Below are 20,334 nucleotides of genomic sequence, written 5' to 3'. Positions count from 1 at the left end.
TAATTCTCCGGTTTTAAATTATCATTGTGTTGACATCAAGTATAGGAATGACATCTCCGTCTCCGGGTATAGTTACTCCTCCTACTCCAGGACATGTTCCGATTATGTTGCTTACGGGTTTGACGACGATCTCCTGCTGTCCTTCGACTACGTCAACAGGTATACAGCATTTTGAACCCTGGTACTGCACAATAACAATCATGCCGCTTGGCTGCGCTTTCCCGAACATTTCATCAAGCCTGTGAAGCTGGAGTACTTCGTCTCTTAGCAGGATGGCCTCGCTTTTTCCGATCCTGTTTATGTCCTTTAAGTTAATCTTGGCAACTTCAACGACCACATTGATCGGGATTGCGCATCTGCGATTGTTGATCCTGACCATCATCACTTCAATAATCGCCATTGTCGGAGGCAGGGTTAGCGTAAAGGTAGAACCCTGTCCTTCAACAGATTTGACTTTTATTGAGCCTTTCAGAGATTCGATCGTACTCTTTACAACGTCCAGGCCAACCCCCCTTCCACTGATATCGGTTATCTCTTCCGCAGTGGAAAATCCGGGGAGGAACAGGAATTTTGGGACCTCTTCATCAGGAAGGTTGTCAGCCTCTTCTCCGGTTATAAATCCTTTTTCTATAGCTTTTTTAAGGACTTTTTCCCTGCTGATGCCCTTTCCGTCATCTGAGAGTTCGATAATCACATTCCCCTGGTCGCGATAGGCAGACAGTGTGAGCGTGCCTTTCGGATCCTTTCCTGCCGCGATTCTGACATCCGGGGTTTCGATACCATGATTAACACCGTTTCTTATCAGGTGAAGGAGTGGATCTCCCAGACCGTCGATGACACTCCTGTCCAGTTCAGTCTCCCCTCCGGTCATTATAAATTCGACCTCCTTCTTATCATGATGAGCCACATCCCTTACGACTCTTGGGAAACGGTTGAAGATATGGTTGAGCGGGATCATCCTGATGTACATCATCAGGTTCTGCAGATCGGAGATCGATCTGCTGACCATGTTCAGCGCCTCGTCCATATCTTTTATCTGGTGCTCTTTTGCAATCTGTTTCAGGCGGCCGCCATTGATGACGAGATCCTCGACAAGGTTCATCATCTGGTCCAGGCGTGAGATATCAACCCTGAGGTTTTTGACCTCTTTCTTTTTGTTGTTGTCCCTGGATTTTTCCCGGTTCTTGGAATCCGTATCGTCTTTTTTTGCAGGCTCATCCGATTTGGAGGCGCTATCCTTTGCATAGCTCGTGTCTTCAGTCTGAATTTTACCTTTGGTGTCTGTTTCTTTTGCAGATTCTTCTGGTTGGGTCTCTTTCCTGGCCTGGGTATCCTGTATATACGGCTCGATCCTGACTTCTTTGATCTCCGTTCCCCTGGAACTGGTCAAAATCTGTGATTCCGGAGATTCGCTGGAGATAATAACTTCAAATGCATCATCAATTTCGCCTGAATCGATCTCATCTATTGAGGGGATTGTATGAATTATCTGTCCCAGTTTTTCAAGGTTCTGCAGGACAATCATTGCCCTGACATCCTTCATGTTGCATTCCGGCTCTATGAATATTTTCAGTTTATATTCAGGGATCTTTTCAGAGACATCCTCTCCCACCGGCAATATTTCAACATTCTTTATATCGGTAATCTGCGATGCGCTAATAAGAGCCTCTTCCCCTGAATCGCTTTCTATAATTATCTCGAGGTCTTCTCCTATTGATCCGTTGTCGATCTCCTCGGCTGAAGGCTCGCTTGATATGATATGTCCGAGCTCTTCAAGATTCTGGATGACTATCAGGGCCCTGACATCCTTCATATTGCATTCTTTATCGATCTCAAGTGTAAGTTTATATCTTTGAATCTTTGGTATTACAGGATTTTCAGACAAGGTTTCTTCTTCCATCCCTTCTTCTCCATCTTCGCATTCAGTTATGATGGAGATTTCATCGACCGCCGGGATGGATGTATCCTCCTGCTGCCCCTGAGTTTCATACTCCTTTAATTTTTCAACGAGATCGTCTTCATTTATTGATGAACTGTCTCCGCCGCCTTCGATATCGTCGATCATCTCTTCTATGCGATCTGTACAGGCAAGGAGTATATCAGTCAGTTCCGGGGAGATATCCAGTTCCCCGCTTCTTATACAGTGGAATACATCCTCCATTTTGTGGCAGAGACGTTCCATCTGCATATATCCCATCGATGCCGACATTCCTTTCAGGGTATGGGCGGCACGGAAGATCTCATCGATAGCTGTGTCGTCTGAACCCTCTTCCAAAACCAGAATATTATTAACTATGGTCTCATGGTTCTCCAATGATTCCGCAACAAATAATTTTCTGTAAGAGTCCTCGTCTGTCATGTAATCACTCTATTGACGCTATATATTTCGAAATATCCCTGGGAATTGATTTAAGTGACAATACTTTGTCAACGCTGTTTCTTTCGAGTGCAGACCTTGCCATGCCGTAGACAAGGCAGTCCTCCTCTTTAACGACTATCGTTCGCCCGCCGGCATTTTTTATATATTCCATCCCTTCTCCTCCGTCGCTTCCCATGCCGCTTAATATTACTCCCATGGTCTTTTTTCCGAATACTTTAGCCCCTGAGGCGAATGTTTTGTCAACAGCAGGTCTGACCGCATGGACAGGAGGAGCTTTCGAATGGGTGATTTTTCCGCCCATCTTTCCGTTTGATAAGGGGTTTGCTGAGATAATTGTGTGAAAACCACCTTTTGAAACATATATGCATCCGATTTGAAGCAGTTCGGCATTCTCCGTCTCTTTGACTTTAAGCGGTGAAATCCTGTTCAGTCTTTCGGCAAGTGATGCTGTGAAGCCGGCGGGCATATGCTGGGTTATCACGACCGCCGCATTGAGATCTTCTTTTAAAGAAGATACAACCGAGTCAAGCATCGGGGGACCGCCTGCTGAAGATCCTATCATGACAAGGTTTTCTGCAGGCCTTTGGATAATCCTTGGTTTTTCCGTTATGGAAGGGATTGTTATCAGATGCTTGATTTTAGATATGAGTTCCTGTTCGATTCCACGGATTTTACCGAGATTCTTCGGTTTGAGCATAAAATCGTCCGCACCAAGATCCAGACCTTTCTTGGTCAGTTCTGCATCTCTTGATGTGAGGGTCGAAAGCATAAGGATTTTCGGAGGATTTTCGAAGGACTGGAGTACTTCCAAAACTTCTATCCCGTTCATGTTCGGCATCTGGATATCTAGTGTGATTACGTCCGGAGACAGCCCCTCTATTTTTTTGAGTGCATCTCTGCCATCCTCTGCCGTACCTACTACATCGATCGAAGGGTCTCTGCCCAGCAGGTCTGTAAGGACCGTCCGCATAAATACGGAATCATCTATAACAAGAACTCTTATCATACAACGGTCATTGCTTTTATGAATTCAATACGTTGTTCACTTCTTCCAATACCTTTGGAGCCTGGAAAGGTTTTACGATATAGCCCTTTGCCCCGGATTTTATTGCAAGTTTGACCATCTGTTCCTGTCCCACGGCGGTGCACATAACTACTTTGGCCGAAGGATCTTCAGCCATTATTGCTTTTAAAGCTTCGATGCCGTTCATCTTCGGCATTACAACGTCCATCGTGACGAGATCAGGTTTAAGGCTCTTGTATTTTTCAACAGCCTCTTCTCCATTCTCAGCTTCACCGACGATATCATGAGAGCCTGAAAAGAGGATATTTTTCAATAGTGTTCTCATGAACATGGTATCATCTACAACTAAAATCCTTCCCATTATGAATCAATATAAGTTCTTCTACAACCGCTATTAAGACTATCGAAAAATGCATGGTTATATCGGAAAAATATTTCAAAAAAAGAGATTGAAGCAAACATTTATGTCTTTACTGCCTCATTTACAAATCTTACACCCTTTGTAGTAAGTTTGACCTCACGCCTTGTCATAACGACTTCCACAAGGCCCTGCTTGATGAGTTTGTCGTATATCTTCTCAATCTCCTTATGAGAAATATTCACCATCTTTTCAATTGCATGGGAGTCCATACCTGAATATACAAGCATTGCAACCTGAGCAGAAACATCATCCACATCGCCTGCACTTACCTCGGTACCTTTCGTGGCATCTTTCAGGTAGTTGAACAGGATCTGGAGAGTTGTAAGGGGGCAGAGAACGAAACTCGTAACAACTTCTTCGTTTTCAATATTTACTATCTGCACAACATCATTGTCTTTGCCCTGCACTTCTCTTTTTGTCAGTTCAATTCCTGTTACTTCATCAAGAGGTATGCAGATCTGCTTGTTCTTGCTCACAAACCAGATCCCTGTTTTTAAAACCGCAATTGCACCTTTCTCCCAAGAGGCATTGCTTACCATGACACCGCCTCTTATCGCAGGCGACATAAAATATGCCATGAGCCTGTATGCCGAACATCCCATGATTATTGTCTTTTTTAATATCTGGAGCACTTTTGGAATGGATGCAATCTTGTAGGATTCTCCTTTTTTCGTACTTATCGTAATAATATTCTTTTTTTCTTCAAGGTCGTCTATCGTCTTAATTTTTATTTCTGCAGATATAGGCTCAGGGAATAATATTTTTTCTTCGTTCACTCCGATTTTTGTAGAGATCCATTTCCCGCCATATTCTATCTTTACAGGGACCTGTTTCAAAGTAGTCTCTGTCATTATTCAAACCCCGGATTCATCTTCATTTATATGTTCAGGTTTTGCATTTCCTTCACCATCAATCTTTTCAACCTTTACTCCCAGACCATATAATACAGATTGCAGTTCATCTACCAGTTCTGTGCTATTTACATTAGTATCCTTTAAATCCCTGACAAGACTGAGTTCCTGGACGACAACCGCTTTTTTCGTATCGGCCTTGAGCATTGCGAAGAGATCATCATCATCCAGTCCGCCACCTCCGCTGCCAAAGGAGAGTGATAATGGTTCGTCGACAGGTATTTCTTCAGAACCCGTACCCTGTTTGGTTTGCGACCATTCCTTGGGTGGTGCTGCAAAGAGATCGTCCGATTCTTCCGGGGGAGCGACTACTACTTCCTGAGTTTCTTCCTCGGAATCACCGATCTCTATCGAGTCATCTTCTTCCTCTTCAAGATCCAGCTCCTCTTCGGGCTCTATTTCGTCGAGATCAATCTGATCAAATTCATCCAGCTCTTCGTCTTCAAGATCAAGTCCTGAAACATCACTGTCAAGTTCGTCGAGATCGCTCAGTCCCTTCCTGCTGCTTTCCTGACCCGGTTCTGCGCTATCTTCATCCCCGGAGAGTTCAGGGAATTCTTCATCTGATTCGAGATCAAATTCTATACCTTCCTTGGCAAGGATTTCAGCGATTGCCGAATCAGGGATCTCCTCTTCCATGCCTGCAGCAGCCGAAGCACCGTTGCCTTTAGGTTCTTCGATCTCTCCGGCGCTTTCAAAATCGAAATCCGAATCTTCATCTTCAAGTCCCAGATCCAGATCGTCGAAATCTGAAAAATCCTCCTCACCTACTTCAGCCGCCGCTACGGCAGAATCTTCTGTTTTACCAGGCCCGACTATCGGTTCGTTTATTGTTTTATCAAGCAGTTCATCAATTTTCTTGGTTTTATCATCCTTGCCGTCTTTTGATTTTATTTTGGAAAACAGTCCTGAGAATAGCGATGGTTTCTCCGGGGTTCCTTGGGATTTTTCCTTCTTCTCTTTTTTAAATGGCAGTTTTTCAATAAGGCCGGAGAAAGGAATCTCTCTTTTTTTCTTATCTTTATTGCTTTTTGAATCAGTTTCCTTCTTTTCATTAGGAGTAGTTTTCAAATCTCCGGTTTTTTTATCGGCTTTGGATTTTTTAAGGGATATGGGTTGATTGAGTCTTTCTCTGAATGATAAAATATCCTCTTTCAGTTCCTCAAATGATAAGATATTAAGCCCGAAGAGCATCACTACCCCGATTATAATGGATATCAGGAATACGAGAATTGGGCTTAATTCAAGAAATGTTACTGCTGTCCCTGCAAAAATTATGGTCAGCATCATTATCAGTCTTCTTGTGGAGTCGTTCATAGAAACCATTATATCGCCTCAAATCCTGGAATTGAAAACAAAGCCGCTACCACTACCGGAGTTATTATATATATTATTCCCGTCAGACCAATTAAAATGCTTCCGAAAAAGTACAGCATTGATCGGTGACCTCCTTTGACGATTTTTCCTGCAAGAATGTTTGATATGGTGATAATCATTATACTAATTATCAGGAAAGTCTGCATTTTATCTTCGGGAAAATTAGTAAAGATGTTTATAGAACTGACCATCGATCCTCCCAGAGAGGATGTGGACGAACTCAGGGCGGAAGCAGTATCGGAAAATGTAGTCATAACACTTGTAATTGCACGTGACATTGTTATGAGGATGCTGTACAGGAAAGTGAAGATGGCAATCATCGCTATATGCATGGGGATGAGCAGAACAATAAAGCCCGTGGCGAGCATCTCACGTTTCTGCCTTAGGAGTGTTTGTTCAAGCATCGATCCGCTTACGATCTGTGATACCTCCGAAGGTCCTGCACCAAGATCTACCGAATCGCGAAAGATACCTAAATATTTATAGATAAGGTTGCTTCCGCAGTCTTTTATAAATCTCGCCCACACTAGTTTTTCATCAAGACCCAGGTTCAGTTTTGAATAAACTCCGTCTATAAACGGCCCGAGTACAGAAAGTGATTTCCTGTCGACCTCTGACATCGCAGGTCCTACGGTCATGCCCATACCCCCCATGATTGCTCCCAGTCCCCTGATGAAGACAGTGAAATCTTCATCTCTTGCTATGATATTTTGATCGTCTTTAAATCCAAGGTAACCAATCGGCCCGAGCATAAGTCCGACGAGGATGCAGATCACACCGAAATTGATGCCAAGGAAAAGCATTATAATTGAAATCAGGAGAGTCACCGGAATGATAATCCTTTCAAATTTTCCAATCAGGTTTTGTTCATAACTGCCGCCTTCTTCAAGTCCGTGTGCTTTCTGATCGTCGGGGATTGATTTATACATTGTAATCAGGCCGAAGGCGGAGACTCCTACAGTCAGGAAATAAGACGAGTTCAGGGTAGATTCAAGATCGTCCGGGGCGTAGATCGCAACAGAAACCATGATAATAATGCTTACAATGGTTGCAGAAAGCATAAGTGCGATATATGCATCGCCCCATTTTTTCAGCATCTCAATACCCTGTTCGAAATGATTCCTGTAAACGTTTCTGACAGTTCCCAGTTCTGACGTAAGGAATTCTTCATCAGGAACACCCGATTCGATGGAGTTTCCGAACCTGTTAAAGAGACTCTCGAGCATCTCGTTTCTTACACGATCCGCTACAAGAAGAAGTGCCTCGGCATAACTGTAATTCCATCTTTTAACAAAACACTCCACTCTTTTCATAGCTTTTGAGGGCAGGTATTCCTTTCTTTCGGCAGTATATGCAAAAATCTCTGGTCTTGAAACATTGGCATGAATAATCGATGCCATATAAGTGATCATGAAAAGGAGATCATTTCCCATCCGCTTGTTATCCCTGATATCCTTTATTTTTTTGAACAGATCTCCCAGAGTATCTTCAAATGGCAGTTTTCCCCCGTTCTTTTCCCTGAGATTCTCTATAGTGCTTTCGAACATGTCTGCTGCCTAAATATCGATCTTCAGAAGGCCCTGCTTTTTGACTTTTGTCATCATATGATACAGATCCCAGAAACCGACATATCCTGCCTTATGCAGTCTCTGGAGGACTCGTGCCCTTTTTTCGACTTCAAAATAGATCTCAGATCTTTTATGTTCAGGTATACCAAGCATCGTTGCGATTTTGTTTTCAAGCAGGTAACTGCTGCCTTTCCCGGGGAATTCAAATTCATCGGTTGTCGGGTTCCAGACAAACATGGCGATGAATGAAAACCCTTTTGTATCCGGATCGTAGCCTACCAGTTCGTTGATGCTGAGCATCCTCCTGACTTTATCACCGTTCGGTCTTGTAACGGCACTCTGGATAATGACAAGGTTCAGGTTGTCTACGTGAGTCATTGGAATATTGATCGGATCACTGCAGAGACGCTGTATCAGTTTTTCGACGGATGCCGCGTGAAAAGTGCTCATGACAGGGTGGCCGGTCTGCATTGCACCGAATGCGACCGCTCCTTCAGAACCACGAATTTCTCCGACAAGGATATAGTTCGGCCTCTGACGAAGAGCGGCACGAAGAAGGTCGAACATCGTGACTTCTCCCTCTCCTCCTTCACCTTTCCCTTTCCCTTTGGAGACCTGTCTTGTCCAGTTCTTATGGGGTACTGTAAGCTCGGGGGTATCCTCAATGGTGACGATCTTGCTTTCAGGAGCGATGAATGCCGTAAGTGCGTTGAGACTTGTCGTCTTTCCGCTCGCAGTCTCACCGCTCATGAACAGCGACATTCCGAACTCGATGCACATCCACAGGTAGCCGGCAACCATATAGTCGGTAGTCTTCCATTCGATCAACTGGAGAATACTTGCAGGCTCTTCTGCAAATTTACGAATCGTAAAATTGCTCCCGTGCTTTGAGACCTCGGTACCGTAGACTATGTTGATACGCGAACCGTCCGGGAGGGTGGCGTCGACAATAGGGTTCCTGTATGTTATCGGCCTTTTGATCCGTTCGGCCATTTTGATTACAAAATCATCGATCTCATCCGAATTGGTAAATTCAACAACTGATTTAAGGCCCTTGAAGATCTTGTGCTCGATAAATATCGGCCCGACGCCGTCGCAGGTGATATCTTCAATATAGGGGTCGGATAGAAACGGCTTCAAAATCCCCATATCGATTTTGTCACGAATCAGGAGATATTCTATAGACCTGTATTCCGCCAGCGTCAGGATCACTTTCCCGTCGGGAGTTTCTTTGACGTTATGTTTTTCAAGAGTTTTTTTATCGGTTTTGGCTGAAAAATCGGTATTCAGAAATTTGACGATTTTATCTTTGACCCCGGTATCTCCTCCTTCAAGTGCGGTTATATCGTCAAACGATTCGTCCGGTTTTTTAACATAGATTATTTCCTTTAATACCTTCTTCAGTACCTCAGTTCTTTCTTCTTCTGTAACAGGGTCCTCTTCGAGAGCATCAATGATATCCACCATCTTTTTCTCGATTACCGGCATTGCTTCTGCTACAGTATGCATGAAGGACGGTTCAATTGGAATGTAAAAGTTTCTGACATCGTCCTGGTCGGGGAAGATATGAATAAAGGTGAATTCATCAACGGGGTAGATGATGTTAGGGTTTTCCATGCTTTTTACTTCTCTCTTTAATTCGGAGAAGAAGAGAGGAATCCCATAAAGGTTCACAGGAAACATCTGGAGATATTCGAGAAGATGGGGGCTTTTTGCTACGTACTCCTTGGCATTAGCAGGAAGCATCCTGAAAAGAGAGGAAGATTCATAGTTGGAATAGATATCCTCTTCCTCGTCCACCTCTTCAGGCTGGAACGGCAGGTTTATATTTGCACTTAGAGCACCCATCTGTTAAATCCCCTTTTACCTTCAGACTCTTGCGCTGGAAATCGGAATAATCTTCATTCCGTATCCGGGATGCACCTCGAATGAAACCAGATTACCTGTGGTTTTCCGTGCACCCCTGACCTTTACGACTTCCATTACCATGACATATTTATCTCCGACAAGGGCCTTTTTCATGAATAAATGTGCATCGCAGATCGATCTTATACGAACAAGTGTATCCTCTTCGAATGCATATGTATGAAGAGTAATCAGAATTGTCTTTCCATGGTCTACAAGATTTTTGCAGCTTGTAAGGAAGGCCAGAAGGTCGGTCTGGGATGTGGATTCTGTCAGAAGCGTTAATGAATCGACTACTATGACATCAGCGTCGCTATTTCTGATTTTCGCAATGATCCTTTTCAGGATTCCGCTCATCTCATCCTCGCCCCATTCAAAACCTATCGTATGCATAGGGTAGATCTTGAGATAACCCCAGGCATAATAATCGGAGATGTCCAGACTCATTGATTGCATCTGGTTCAGGAAACTTTTGGCTGTGTTTTCAGATGTATAAAGATCGACATTCAGGCTTGCTTTCATGGCTCCCCAGATAATCTGTTGCGTTATGACACTCTTTCCGGTATCATTCTCTCCTTCAATTAATGTCAGGGACTGAAGGGGCAAACCATCTGCAAGTTTTTTGTCGATCTCGGGGTTCCCTGTCGAGAGGATCTCCCTTTCTTCTCCGCCAAGAAGGTCACCCAGTGATTTTTTATCTGAATCTCCCAATATGATCACCTCTTATATATATGTTGAGTCCGATATCCCGTTCGGTGTTGTCACCTGGATCCAAACCGGTGGATCACTTCCGGGGTAGGTCACTGAAATGTTCATTACTTCCTTCGGATCCCATTGTCCTGGATTAATGATATCCGGTTCTATTGATATTTTACTCCAGGTACCTGTTCCTGTACCTTGAGAATAATATATTGGAGAGGATTTACCATTAATTGTATAGACATCCATATATTTAATGTCTGATATGACAACACTCCCCGTATTTTCGATTTCTGCATAGATTATAGACCCTGACTCGATTGAGGTGTTATTGATATTTATAGCGGTCCTGACCCTTTCCTCCTGCTGGTTAATCTGATCCGTCTGTGCGGTTGATACAACCTCGGCTGTCGTTAATACGACCCCTACCAGAAAATATGCTGTTATTATCAGCATTATCAAAGCAAAGGCTGTTGCAACTAAAGACGCACTGGCCACATTAACCACTCGTTGTAAATGTTTTAGCTACCGATACGCCGGAAGGGAGTACAAACTGGAAATAGACGTACTGGCCGCTGGTGTCTGGAATTTTGTTGCTGTTTATATCTATACGCAGGGTTTCCCTGGGGTCCCAGTAGTCATTGACGGTATCTTCCAGAACGGTGTAACTCCATTCTCCTTTATCTATAGTTCCTGAAATATCAAGCAAGAGATACTCGAAATCACCTTCCTGGCCAAAGAATACGTCGGATACATCGATGTCGTTCTTTGCAATCCTGGCAGATCCTATATTTTTGATCCAGACTTCTGCATCCGGATCCGATGAAGAGTTTGCATATGTGTTGATTACTTTGACCTCTGTACGCAAACGTTCGTCAGCAGATTGGGATGATTCGGAGAATGTAGATGAGGCCTGGTAAATTATCGGGAAAAAAGCATTTATTAATACAGCTGCTGCAACTATGGCTGTAATCAGGAATATTGCCGTCGCAAATGTTTCACTGGACATTTAAAAACACTTCAAACCTTCTCAAGGAGTTCAATCCAGTCCTCTTCATATCCGGAATCGTCTTTTGATTCCTTCTTTGTATCTATTACTTCAGTTTCTTTCTTCTCCATTATTACTTCTATCATCTCCCTGTCCAGTGAGGAATCCTCAGGTATTAATATTCTGTTTAAAAGGTAAAGCTCGGATACAAACTCCTCTGAACTGATTTCATGAAACTCCCCGATGGATTCCGGCATTAATCTGGCTATTTCATTTATCTGCCTGTAGGCATCATCGCTGATATATCCCATTTCATGATAAGTTCCTGTCATGATCTCCAGACGGTCATGGCCGTATTTCTTTACCATCCTGGAGATCCACTCGAATAACTGGTGTAGTTTTTGCAGCCTGGGTCTCTCGGCCGGGTTCGTTCCAGCCGGTACCGGCTGGGCCATTGTCCTTATATCTTCAAATCTCTCATGGAGGTTTGAAAGGATCTCTTCTTTAGCTTCCAAAGCGGATTCGTTGTCTGTTGATTTGATATCCGTTATTTCTTTAATATCAGGTTCTTCTTTTTCTTCTTCAAATGGCTCAGGAAGTTCTTCAGCCTTTTTTTCAGGCAGTTCGGCTAATGGGGGAAGATTAGGCGCTACAATGAAAGGGTTATCCATTTCGTTCATCCTTTCACGTAAGTCGATGAGGAGTTTTTTTACGGATTTTTTTAGGAGATCAACCTCGTCCTGGAGGTTTTGAAGTTTAACTTCCGGATCATCAGCAGATGCGGTTGATAATATATGATCTACCTGCGACTGATTAACTGCCATAGTTACTAATCATTTAATATTTACTATTTAAAAGTCTTTTTTTACTGTAGTATCGTCTATGAAAAATATTGCGTATGAGTACCCTTTTAAAGGGGAAATATTTCCTGTTATCTGTATGTTTGAAATAAAAAAGTAGTTCAGCATTGAGATGGTTGTCTCAATACAGTACATTCATTTTGTAGATCCTTGCCGGTGCGGTTCTTTTTATAGAGTATGCCGCACCCTGATCCGGTCGGATATCAATACTGAAATCCTCGTTTTTGCTGATATAATTTGGAGTGTCCAGTTTTACATAGATCGTGAACTGCTCCTGGTTTTCAAGAAGCGCACCCTTGTCACTGTCATCGTTCTGAATGTCGATAATTGCCCATTCATTCTGTCCGACCGTTGATCTGTCTACTACGACATTTGATGATGTACTGTCGATCGACGATGAACGTTGCACTAGTGTTACGTTATCCTTATTCGAATAAGTGATGGTAGTCCTTGAGAAGTCTATGGAACTTCCACCTGCCGTAAGGCCCGTGACAAACATCACTCCGTCTATTTCGGCATTTGTTCCACCGACCCCTGTACTGTTCCCGTAAACGTCGCCAAGTATTTCTAAACTTGATGAAGCCATACCGACACCTGAATAAACGGTCTCCTGTGCCTTTTGTGTAGTAAAGAATCCTGCTCCTAAGACAACATAGGAGAATAATGCTGCCACTACGACAAACGCAATAAGAACAATAGCGGCTTCAAGACCTGTAAAGGCGTCGTAAGAGCGATACCCCTGCATAATCCTCCGAAAAAAAAGTTTTTTTAGTAGAGAATATTCACATCATTCACTCTTGCAGGTCCTTTACGGTTTATACCGTATGAGGCGCCTACCGGGGGCTTAACCTCGATTGTGAATGCTTCATTTGGTGTTACTACTGCTGTTCCAAGCTTTGCGAAGATTGTGAACTGTTCCTGGTTTTCAAGAAGTGCACCTTTGTCGGTGTCGTCGTTCTGGATGTCGATGATATACCATGTATCGGCATCAAGCGAATCTCTTGCTGTTACATTTACTACGTCTGATGAACTGCTTGTGATCTGTACATCCTTATCAAGATCAACTATCTGGGATGTGTTGGTGAATACCATCGTCGTCTGTGCAAAATCAACAGAGCTTCCTCCTGCAGTAAGACCTACAACAAACTGGACGCCATCAATAGCAGTGCCTGCAGTATTTCCCCAGCCATAGACGTCACCAAGAACTTCAAGACTTGATGATGCCATGTCGACACTTGAATAAACGGTCTCCTGTGCCTTCTGTGTGGTGAAGAAACCTGCTCCCAGCACTACGTATGAGAATACCGCCGCTACAACAACGAATGCGATAAGCACAATTGCAGCTTCAAGACCGGTGAATCCTTCTTCTGATTTAAACATCTTCATTATCATCATCTCCTCAGTATAGTGCATTTACACCCGTGACTCTTGCAGGTGCTGATCTCTCTATTGCGTATGCTGTACCTACCGCGGGGCGGACCTGAATCTCGAAATCTTCATTGGCTTCGATAGCGTCAGAAGCAACAGGCATTGCATAGATTGTAAACTGCTCCTGGTTTTCAAGAAGCAGGTCGCTGCTGTCGTTGTTTGCCATCCTGATAACTCCCCACTGTCCTGGACTGATGCTGGTCGCGTCTGTGAGTGTATCTGCTGCTCTGTCCAACCTTGAGACATTCTCATTTGTACTGAAAGTGAGTGTTGTCTGGCCGAAATCTACGGGCGATCCGCCTGCTGTCAGACCTACAGTGAACCTTACAGCGTCAATAACCGGGCCGGTTGGTACCGGGCTGGTGGTGTTAAGACCATAGACATCTCCAAGGATCTCGATACTCGAACTTGCCTGATCGACACTGGTATAGACAACTTCCTGTGCCTTTTGTGTCGTAAAGAAACCTGCTCCGAGCACTACATATGAGAATACCGCCGCTACAACAACGAATGCGATAAGCACAATTGCAGCCTCTAGACCGGTGAATGCTTCTTCTTTATTCAACTTCATACAATTTTCCTCCAATTTATGAATTATTTTGTTTGCTTTCCGCTAAGCGACAGTATTGGATCCCTCCAATATCAATCACTATATTTTACGAATATATCATTTAAAAGTTTTATTAATAGAACATTGATGAAAGGAATTAATTTGTAAAAACCAGCAATATTATGTTTGTTTTATTTCACTAAATGGTGAACCGAAAAAGGTCATGTTGTAAAGTAATTCCTCCGTGATATCATTCAAATGATAAATTAAAATTCTCTAATTCTTCGTCTCGCCACTCATATTTCAATGCCTGCTATTTGGTGGTTTACCGGGATATTTTATTCAATCTGGAATTCTTTTGCCTCTTTTTCAAGGAAGTAGCCGAGGATCGTCCTTATGATTACGACTACTGCAAGCATGATGAGTTCTTCCTGTGAAGGAGATATTATAGTTGCAAGAATGTCAGCCGCAATCAGGAATTCCAGGCCGAATACTATCTTTCCTGTTAGTTCAAGACGGATCCTGTTGTATGAATATGATTTTTTTGCAATTTCCAGCAGGAGAATCTTTGCGGTAGCAACTATTCCGCCGTATATTATCAGCAATCCTCCGACGAATTCAAAAAACAGAACCAGCAGGTGAATCAGTTCCTCGAACCACACTAGTGACATAAAAATCAATTGGAGGTTGTAATAAATATTTATTATTGGTACCGCCGGGCGGAAGCACGATGTACACGGTACACTAATATTAATAGCCTGTATACTCCAGGCTGGCGAGGACCAGTGCAATAAAGATCACGGCCGGAATGACAACGAACCACGGGTTCACCCCGAATTTTTCAGGGATCGTCATGTGCCTGAACTCTCCCCTGTTGAGTATTTTTTTATTCAGGGCGGGATACAGCGATCCAAAGATCCAGGTCCCGATCAATATACCAACAATTCCGCCGAAAAGTGCATCCATAGATCCATGGCCAGCTGCACCTGCAACCGTTCCGGGGCAATATCCCAGGATGGCGAACCCTATTCCGAATATCAGTCCCCCGATGACTGTCGATCCTACTGATCCTTTCCTGACATGGAGACTGACAAGGCCTTTTCCTTTCATTATATAGATGCCAGGCATACCGACAACGATGGCCGTCATAATTACTTTCAGGACTGTGAAGTCTGTCAGAAGAAGCTGTCCTATTATTACATTGTATTCCGTTACTCCTCCTATATAGAGGAAGAGACCGAAGAGCAATCCGATTATGAATCCTATGAAAAGCTGGAGTCTTTTATTCTTCCTTGTTTCCGTCAGCATTTTTTTAACCTCACAATACTCCGTATATCAGCATCGCAGTGGCGATTCCTGCTATGAAGAACATCATCACGGCAATCCAGCTGGATATTGCAAGCTGCAATGCCCCGCTGATCCCGTGCCCGCTTGTGCACCCGCCAGCCCATCGTGCCCCGAGGCCCATGAGGATTCCCCCGACGATGGCGAAGATCCATCTCAATACAGGATTATATCCGAATTTATCTGCGAAAGTATCCGGAACCCATTCGATTGCGAACCCGCCCGTGAGGACCGACGTGATGAATACACCGATAATTATTCCGATGACAAGCATCCACTGCCAGTCTATCCCCAGCTTGTATTTTTGGTAATACTCCTTATCCTCTGTTTTTTTGCCCCTGAACAATCTCTCGATCATTCCGCTCGTATTCGAGAAGGCTGTCGAGCACCCGAGCGGCTTGTCCGATAGCAGAAATGCAATCCAGCTCAGGATTCCTATGCCGATTCCTGCGATATATGGTGTCCATTCCATGTTATCACCTCATTTAAGATAGCCTGCCGCAATGTATCCGGTAATTCCGCCTGATGCATTGCAGATATTCCTGAAATTATGCTGCTTTAAGATGCTGCATGCGAGGCTCGACCGCCGTCCGGTCCGGCACATTGCGATTAAAGGCCCTTCGGTATCGAGTTCCCTGTATCTCGTCCTGAGATCCATTGCAAGTATATTTACTGCGCCGGGGACGTGTTTTTCCCTGTATTCATCCTCTGTTCTGACGTCAAGGAGAGTGTACCCGCCTCCATTTAGTTTTTCATGAACTTCATTTGCGGACAGCTGGGGTACATGCCCGGTCTCGTAACCTGCCGCAACCCAGGCATGAGTTCCCCCATCCAGGTACCCTACGGCGTGATCCAGCCCAACTCTCCTGAGCATTACTACAGCCTCCTCCGCCTGCTGTTGATTGTCAGTTACAAGGAGGACATCTTTTTCAGGGGGAAGGACCCAGCCGGCAAATGTCGATAAGTTCCCGCTCATATCTATGTGCCAGCTTCCCGGGATGTGGTGGCCGCCGAATGCTGCATAATCGCAGGTGTTCAGGACGACGGTCTTTCCATCGTTCATCTTCTCCCTGAATTCGGCGGGCGTCATCGGCACGATCTCCGGGAGAGATTCAACAGGGACAGGCCCTTTTCTGTTAATCTCGCTGCACCTGCCGAAATGATCCGGCGCCGGGGGCATTCCGACGGTAAGCGATCTTATGAAATCGTTTTTGTCTTTTATCAGGATCTCCCTGTTGTATTTCAGTTCATACCCTATTGTCGATAATTTCATCGTTCCTATTGCCTTTCCGCACAGGGAGCCTGCACCGTGTGCAGGCAGGACGATACAGTCTCCCGTGATCTTTGCAATTTTGTTGTTTATATTGTCGTAGAGTTTTCCGGCAAGCTCCTCCGCCCGACCGGGGAAGAGGTCGGGTCTTCCTACATCCCCGACGAACAGGGTGTCGCCTGTGAATGCCAGCACAGTTTCGTCTCCCCTCGACAGATCGTTTACAAGATATACGAGGCAGTCGGGCGTATGCCCGGGCGTATCGAGTACATGAAATTCGATGTTTTCTATTGAGAACGTGGAGCCCTCACCAACGGCGACATGCTCAAACTCGCAGTTTCCGTTCTTCGGAGCGTATATTGCTGCACCTGTTTTCTCCGCAAGATCGATGTGGCCCGAGATAAAATCGGCGTGAAGATGCGTTTCGAGTATGTGGGTTATATCAAGCTCTTCTTCCTTCGCTGCATGGATGTACTTTCCGACGTCGCGTGCAGGATCAACTATCGCACAGGTCTTGTTTCCGCCGATAAGATAAGAACTGTGGGCAATTTTTTCTACATAGAAATGTTTCAGAAGCATATATGCAAAGCCCTCCTAATAGTTGCAGATATTACGCAAACATTATATAAACCATTCCCACGGCCACGACAAGGAACAGGAAAGTCATTCCCCCTCCTGCCTTTATGTAGTCCGAATTCCTGTATCCGCCCCGGTTCATGAGGAATGCATTTACCTGGTGAGTCGGAAGAATGAACGAATTGGATGCACATACTGCCACGAGCAGTGCAAGCCCCCGGGGATCGAGTCCTGTAGAACTTCCAATAAATATCACGAGTGGAACAAGCAGAACGGTTGCGGCGGCATTCGACATGAAGAGAGTGAAGAATGTTGTAAGGATTGCAATTGCGAACATGAGCAGGATGGGATGGCTCTGCCCTGCGACCTGGATGATGATGTCTGCAATGTATGCAGCTGTTCCTGTCTGATCCATTGCGAGGCCGAGTGGGATAAGTCCTGCGAGCAGAAATACGGTCTTCCAGTCTACTGCATGATATGCCTCGTCCATATCGATTACACCGAGAAGGACCATTGCGATTGCACCTGTAAGGAGCCCCACCGATATTGGGAGCCCTGCGAACGAGAGCAGTATTCCGCCGGCAAAACATCCTATTGCAACTGCACCTTTCCCTTTTTTCATCTCTTTCTCTTCAACAGGTGTTAAAAGGACGAAGTTCGGGTCCTTCCCAATCGCCTCGATCCTGTTCCACGGACCGTATACTACGATGGTGTCCCCCGTCTTTAACGGGGTGTCGGAAAAGTCATCTCTTATAGGGTTGTTTTCGCTGAGCAGGATTATTATCTCGAGGCTGTAATTTTTCCTGAATGCGATCTCCCTTATCGTTTTGCCGATTAGTTTTGAGCGGGGTTTCAGGATTACCTCGGCAAATCCTGCATTTTCCTCTCCAATCTTTTCGGTCAATCCCTGCTGATCTTCATGCCTTTTAAGGCCGAAATCTTTTGCAAATCTTTCTGCGTCCTCAAAACTTCCGAGAAGTGTCAGGATTTCTCCTGCGGAAAAGATGGTGTACCTCCACGGACCGTAGATTACGTCATCGCCTTCCGTGATCGCAAGGAGGTATAGGGAGTAACCTTTTTTCAGGTTTGCCTCCTCTCTTTTCATTCCGTTTAACCGCGATCCTTCCGTGACGCGGTAGTGGTGCATGCTCCCGGAGAGGTTCCACGATTCTATCAGTTCCTCCTGCGGTCTCTGGGATTCCTTTGCTTCGTCTTTTGATGGAAGAACATACCTGCCGAGCAGCATGAAGTACAGGACCCCGGAAAGGAGGAGTGCCGCACCGATCGGGGTTACGGCAAAGAACCCGAACGGATCAAGGGCGTCCTGTTCAAGCAGGTCGTTTAACAGTATAAGTGGTGATGACCCGACCATCGTAAGGGTTCCCCCAAGTATTGCCGCAAATCCCATGGGCATTATCAGCCGCGATTTGGGAATTTTGCTCTTCCGGGATATTCTCAGGACGGCAGGGAGAAATAGTGCGACCGAACCGAGGTCCTGCATGAAGGCGGAGACCAGTCCGAGTACGGATGAAATTACTGTCGTAATCTTCCTTTCACTGGATTCCCCTACTTCCATAATCTTTCGTGCAATCACGACCATTATGCCGGTGCGATCGATCCCGTAGCCGAGGATCATTACTCCTATTATCGAGATGACCGCGTTGCTCCCGAACCCGGAAATTGTATCGAGCGGACTGACAAGGCCGAGAATGCCTACGGTCAGCATTATTATGACAGCATTGATGTCATTCCTGAATTTGCCGGTGACAAAGAGGATGATCGCTGCCAAAAGGACTGCCAGCACAAGGAGGATCTCGGGAGTCAAGTTTTCACCACGGTATTAGTGAATATTGCGGGGTGAATTAAAAAGATATTGGGTGTTCTGAATTAACAAATTCAGGAATTTCTGGTAAATAATTTTTAGGTTCTGACGAGTCGGTGATTAATTTAAATTGGTGTAAATAACTATTATTTTAGCAAATAAAGTAAGATGAAAGCTCTAAAATAGTAGCATTTTTTATACATATGTTAGCTTCCGGTATTTGTCGAGGTTTTTTTTCAGATGATAGATATTTATCAATTTATTATCGATACACTGGTTCTTTCCCTGGACCTGATCCTGGCTTCTGTTCCGATGATGGCCGTGGGTGTGTTTATTGCCGAATTGATAATTTCTTTTAATATTACGGATAAATTGTCACGCTTTTCAAGACCGATAACCGATTATGCCAATCTCCACCCTGACTGCGGGATATCTTTCATGATGGCTTTTGTCTCTCCTAAAGCTGCCAACGCGATGCTTGTAAAATACGAGCGTGAAGGGATTCTCAGCCATAAGGAAATGATTCTTGCAGCACTGATGAATTCTTTTCCAAATATTGTAATGCACTGGCGATATCTTCTTCCGGTTTATATTCCTCTTCTCGGATTAACCGGGCTGGCATATTTTTTAATTCTGACTCTTGTCGGTTTCATAAAAACTTTTATTTTGGTTGTTTCCGGCAGATTTCTGCTGAAACCGCGGGATTACGAGATCTGTTACGTTGAGGAGAATGTAAAACTCAGTCTTGGTCAGCATGCAAAAAAGGCGCTTAATTCATCTGTGGAACCGCTTGTTCATATCCTGAAGATCAGCATACCTGTACTTGTATTGGTTGCTGCATTGATCAATACGGGAGTCTTCGATATAATTGCCGACAATATCCAGTCTCTGGGCAGTTATTTCCCTATTCCTCCTGCAGGATTTGCTATAATTGCGGCACAGTTCGGATCTTTTATCGCAGGAGCGAGTGTTGCCTCCGGGCTGATGATATCAGGAACGCTGACATCCGAAGAGATAATCATCACGCTTATCGCCGGAAATATCCTGACCAGTGTTACAAGGGGGATAAGGTTTTACGGTTCATCTTATGCCGCTATCTTCGGGCCTAAGACAGGTGCAGAGATCCAGATTTTATCGATCATATTGAGAAATGTTATCATGGTAATAGTATTTGGTATCCTGATCGTCCTGTGGTAAGAATTGTATATTTA

The 20,334-nt window shown here is 44.5% G+C and carries 20 protein-coding genes; 1 reads left to right on the top strand and 19 read right to left on the bottom strand.

The window, feature by feature from the left end; translation table 11 throughout:
* Window positions 1–13 precede the first annotated feature (13 nt).
* From MPET_RS10425 to MPET_RS10335, 19 genes are all read right to left on the bottom strand, one after another.
* Window positions 14–2,359, bottom strand: a complete 2,346-nt coding sequence (locus MPET_RS10425) for a chemotaxis protein CheA (RefSeq protein ID WP_013329991.1) — start codon at window positions 2,357–2,359, stop codon at window positions 14–16.
* A 4-nt stretch (window positions 2,360–2,363) separates the two neighbouring features.
* The gene (gene cheB / locus MPET_RS10420) at window positions 2,364–3,386 is read right to left on the bottom strand and encodes a chemotaxis-specific protein-glutamate methyltransferase CheB (RefSeq protein ID WP_013329990.1); all 1,023 of its coding nucleotides are present in this window, start codon (window positions 3,384–3,386) and stop codon (window positions 2,364–2,366) included.
* A gap of 16 nt (window positions 3,387–3,402) precedes the next feature.
* On the bottom strand, window positions 3,403–3,765 hold the full coding sequence (locus MPET_RS10415; RefSeq protein ID WP_013329989.1) for a response regulator: 363 nt from the start codon (window positions 3,763–3,765) through the stop codon (window positions 3,403–3,405).
* 101 nt (window positions 3,766–3,866) lie between these two features.
* Entirely contained in the window at window positions 3,867–4,676 is an 810-nt protein-coding gene (locus tag MPET_RS10410) for a CheF family chemotaxis protein (RefSeq protein ID WP_013329988.1), read from the bottom strand.
* Window positions 4,677–4,679: 3 nt separating this feature from the next.
* Complete coding sequence (locus MPET_RS10405; RefSeq protein ID WP_013329987.1) at window positions 4,680–6,062, bottom strand: hypothetical protein; 1,383 nt, start codon at window positions 6,060–6,062, stop codon at window positions 4,680–4,682.
* Window positions 6,062–7,660, bottom strand: coding sequence for an archaellar assembly protein FlaJ (gene flaJ / locus MPET_RS10400; protein ID WP_013329986.1), 1,599 nt, complete (start codon window positions 7,658–7,660; stop codon window positions 6,062–6,064). Before flaJ ends, MPET_RS10405 begins: the two co-directional genes overlap by 1 nt.
* Before the next feature lie 9 nt (window positions 7,661–7,669).
* Window positions 7,670–9,529 (bottom strand): type II/IV secretion system ATPase subunit, encoded by a 1,860-nt coding sequence (locus tag MPET_RS10395; protein WP_013329985.1) that lies wholly within the window; start codon window positions 9,527–9,529, stop codon window positions 7,670–7,672.
* 21 nt (window positions 9,530–9,550) lie between these two features.
* Window positions 9,551–10,297, bottom strand: a complete 747-nt coding sequence (locus MPET_RS10390; RefSeq protein WP_013329984.1) for an ATPase domain-containing protein — start codon at window positions 10,295–10,297, stop codon at window positions 9,551–9,553.
* A 12-nt stretch (window positions 10,298–10,309) separates the two neighbouring features.
* The gene (locus tag MPET_RS10385) at window positions 10,310–10,783 is read right to left on the bottom strand and encodes a hypothetical protein (RefSeq protein WP_013329983.1); all 474 of its coding nucleotides are present in this window, start codon (window positions 10,781–10,783) and stop codon (window positions 10,310–10,312) included.
* 1 nt (window position 10,784) lies between these two features.
* Window positions 10,785–11,294, bottom strand: a complete 510-nt coding sequence (locus tag MPET_RS10380; RefSeq protein WP_013329982.1) for a flagellin — start codon at window positions 11,292–11,294, stop codon at window positions 10,785–10,787.
* 11 nt (window positions 11,295–11,305) lie between these two features.
* Complete coding sequence (locus tag MPET_RS10375) at window positions 11,306–12,097, bottom strand: FlaD/FlaE family flagellar protein (protein ID WP_013329981.1); 792 nt, start codon at window positions 12,095–12,097, stop codon at window positions 11,306–11,308.
* Window positions 12,098–12,254: 157 nt separating this feature from the next.
* Window positions 12,255–12,878 carry an archaellin/type IV pilin N-terminal domain-containing protein gene (locus MPET_RS10370; RefSeq protein ID WP_013329979.1) on the bottom strand — a complete coding sequence of 208 codons (624 nt, stop codon included), beginning with the start codon at window positions 12,876–12,878 and terminating at the stop codon, window positions 12,255–12,257.
* A 23-nt stretch (window positions 12,879–12,901) separates the two neighbouring features.
* Window positions 12,902–13,519, bottom strand: coding sequence for an archaellin/type IV pilin N-terminal domain-containing protein (locus MPET_RS10365; RefSeq protein ID WP_083773200.1), 618 nt, complete (start codon window positions 13,517–13,519; stop codon window positions 12,902–12,904).
* A gap of 13 nt (window positions 13,520–13,532) precedes the next feature.
* Window positions 13,533–14,132, bottom strand: coding sequence for an archaellin/type IV pilin N-terminal domain-containing protein (locus MPET_RS10360; protein ID WP_013329977.1), 600 nt, complete (start codon window positions 14,130–14,132; stop codon window positions 13,533–13,535).
* 317 nt (window positions 14,133–14,449) lie between these two features.
* A complete protein-coding gene (locus tag MPET_RS10355; RefSeq protein ID WP_013329976.1) occupies window positions 14,450–14,782 on the bottom strand; it encodes a DUF1622 domain-containing protein in 333 nt (110 codons plus the stop codon).
* A gap of 79 nt (window positions 14,783–14,861) precedes the next feature.
* Window positions 14,862–15,419, bottom strand: coding sequence for a YeeE/YedE thiosulfate transporter family protein (locus MPET_RS10350; RefSeq protein WP_013329975.1), 558 nt, complete (start codon window positions 15,417–15,419; stop codon window positions 14,862–14,864).
* Between the two features lie 10 nt (window positions 15,420–15,429).
* Window positions 15,430–15,927, bottom strand: coding sequence for a YeeE/YedE thiosulfate transporter family protein (locus tag MPET_RS10345; RefSeq protein WP_013329974.1), 498 nt, complete (start codon window positions 15,925–15,927; stop codon window positions 15,430–15,432).
* A gap of 9 nt (window positions 15,928–15,936) precedes the next feature.
* Window positions 15,937–17,304, bottom strand: coding sequence for an MBL fold metallo-hydrolase (locus MPET_RS10340; protein WP_013329973.1), 1,368 nt, complete (start codon window positions 17,302–17,304; stop codon window positions 15,937–15,939).
* Window positions 17,305–17,335: 31 nt separating this feature from the next.
* Window positions 17,336–19,126 carry an SLC13 family permease gene (locus tag MPET_RS10335; protein ID WP_013329972.1) on the bottom strand — a complete coding sequence of 597 codons (1,791 nt, stop codon included), beginning with the start codon at window positions 19,124–19,126 and terminating at the stop codon, window positions 17,336–17,338.
* Window positions 19,127–19,363: 237 nt separating this feature from the next.
* Between MPET_RS10335 and MPET_RS10330 the strand changes: the two genes are divergently transcribed.
* The gene (locus MPET_RS10330; protein WP_013329971.1) at window positions 19,364–20,320 is read left to right on the top strand and encodes a nucleoside recognition domain-containing protein; all 957 of its coding nucleotides are present in this window, start codon (window positions 19,364–19,366) and stop codon (window positions 20,318–20,320) included.
* The last annotated feature ends 14 nt before the right edge of the window (window positions 20,321–20,334 follow it).

The sequence above is a fragment of the Methanolacinia petrolearia DSM 11571 genome, from assembly GCF_000147875.1.
GTDB lineage: Archaea > Halobacteriota > Methanomicrobia > Methanomicrobiales > Methanomicrobiaceae > Methanolacinia > Methanolacinia petrolearia.
Note: the sequence above shows the minus strand (reverse complement) of the source record. Positions and strands in the feature narration are given on the sequence as shown.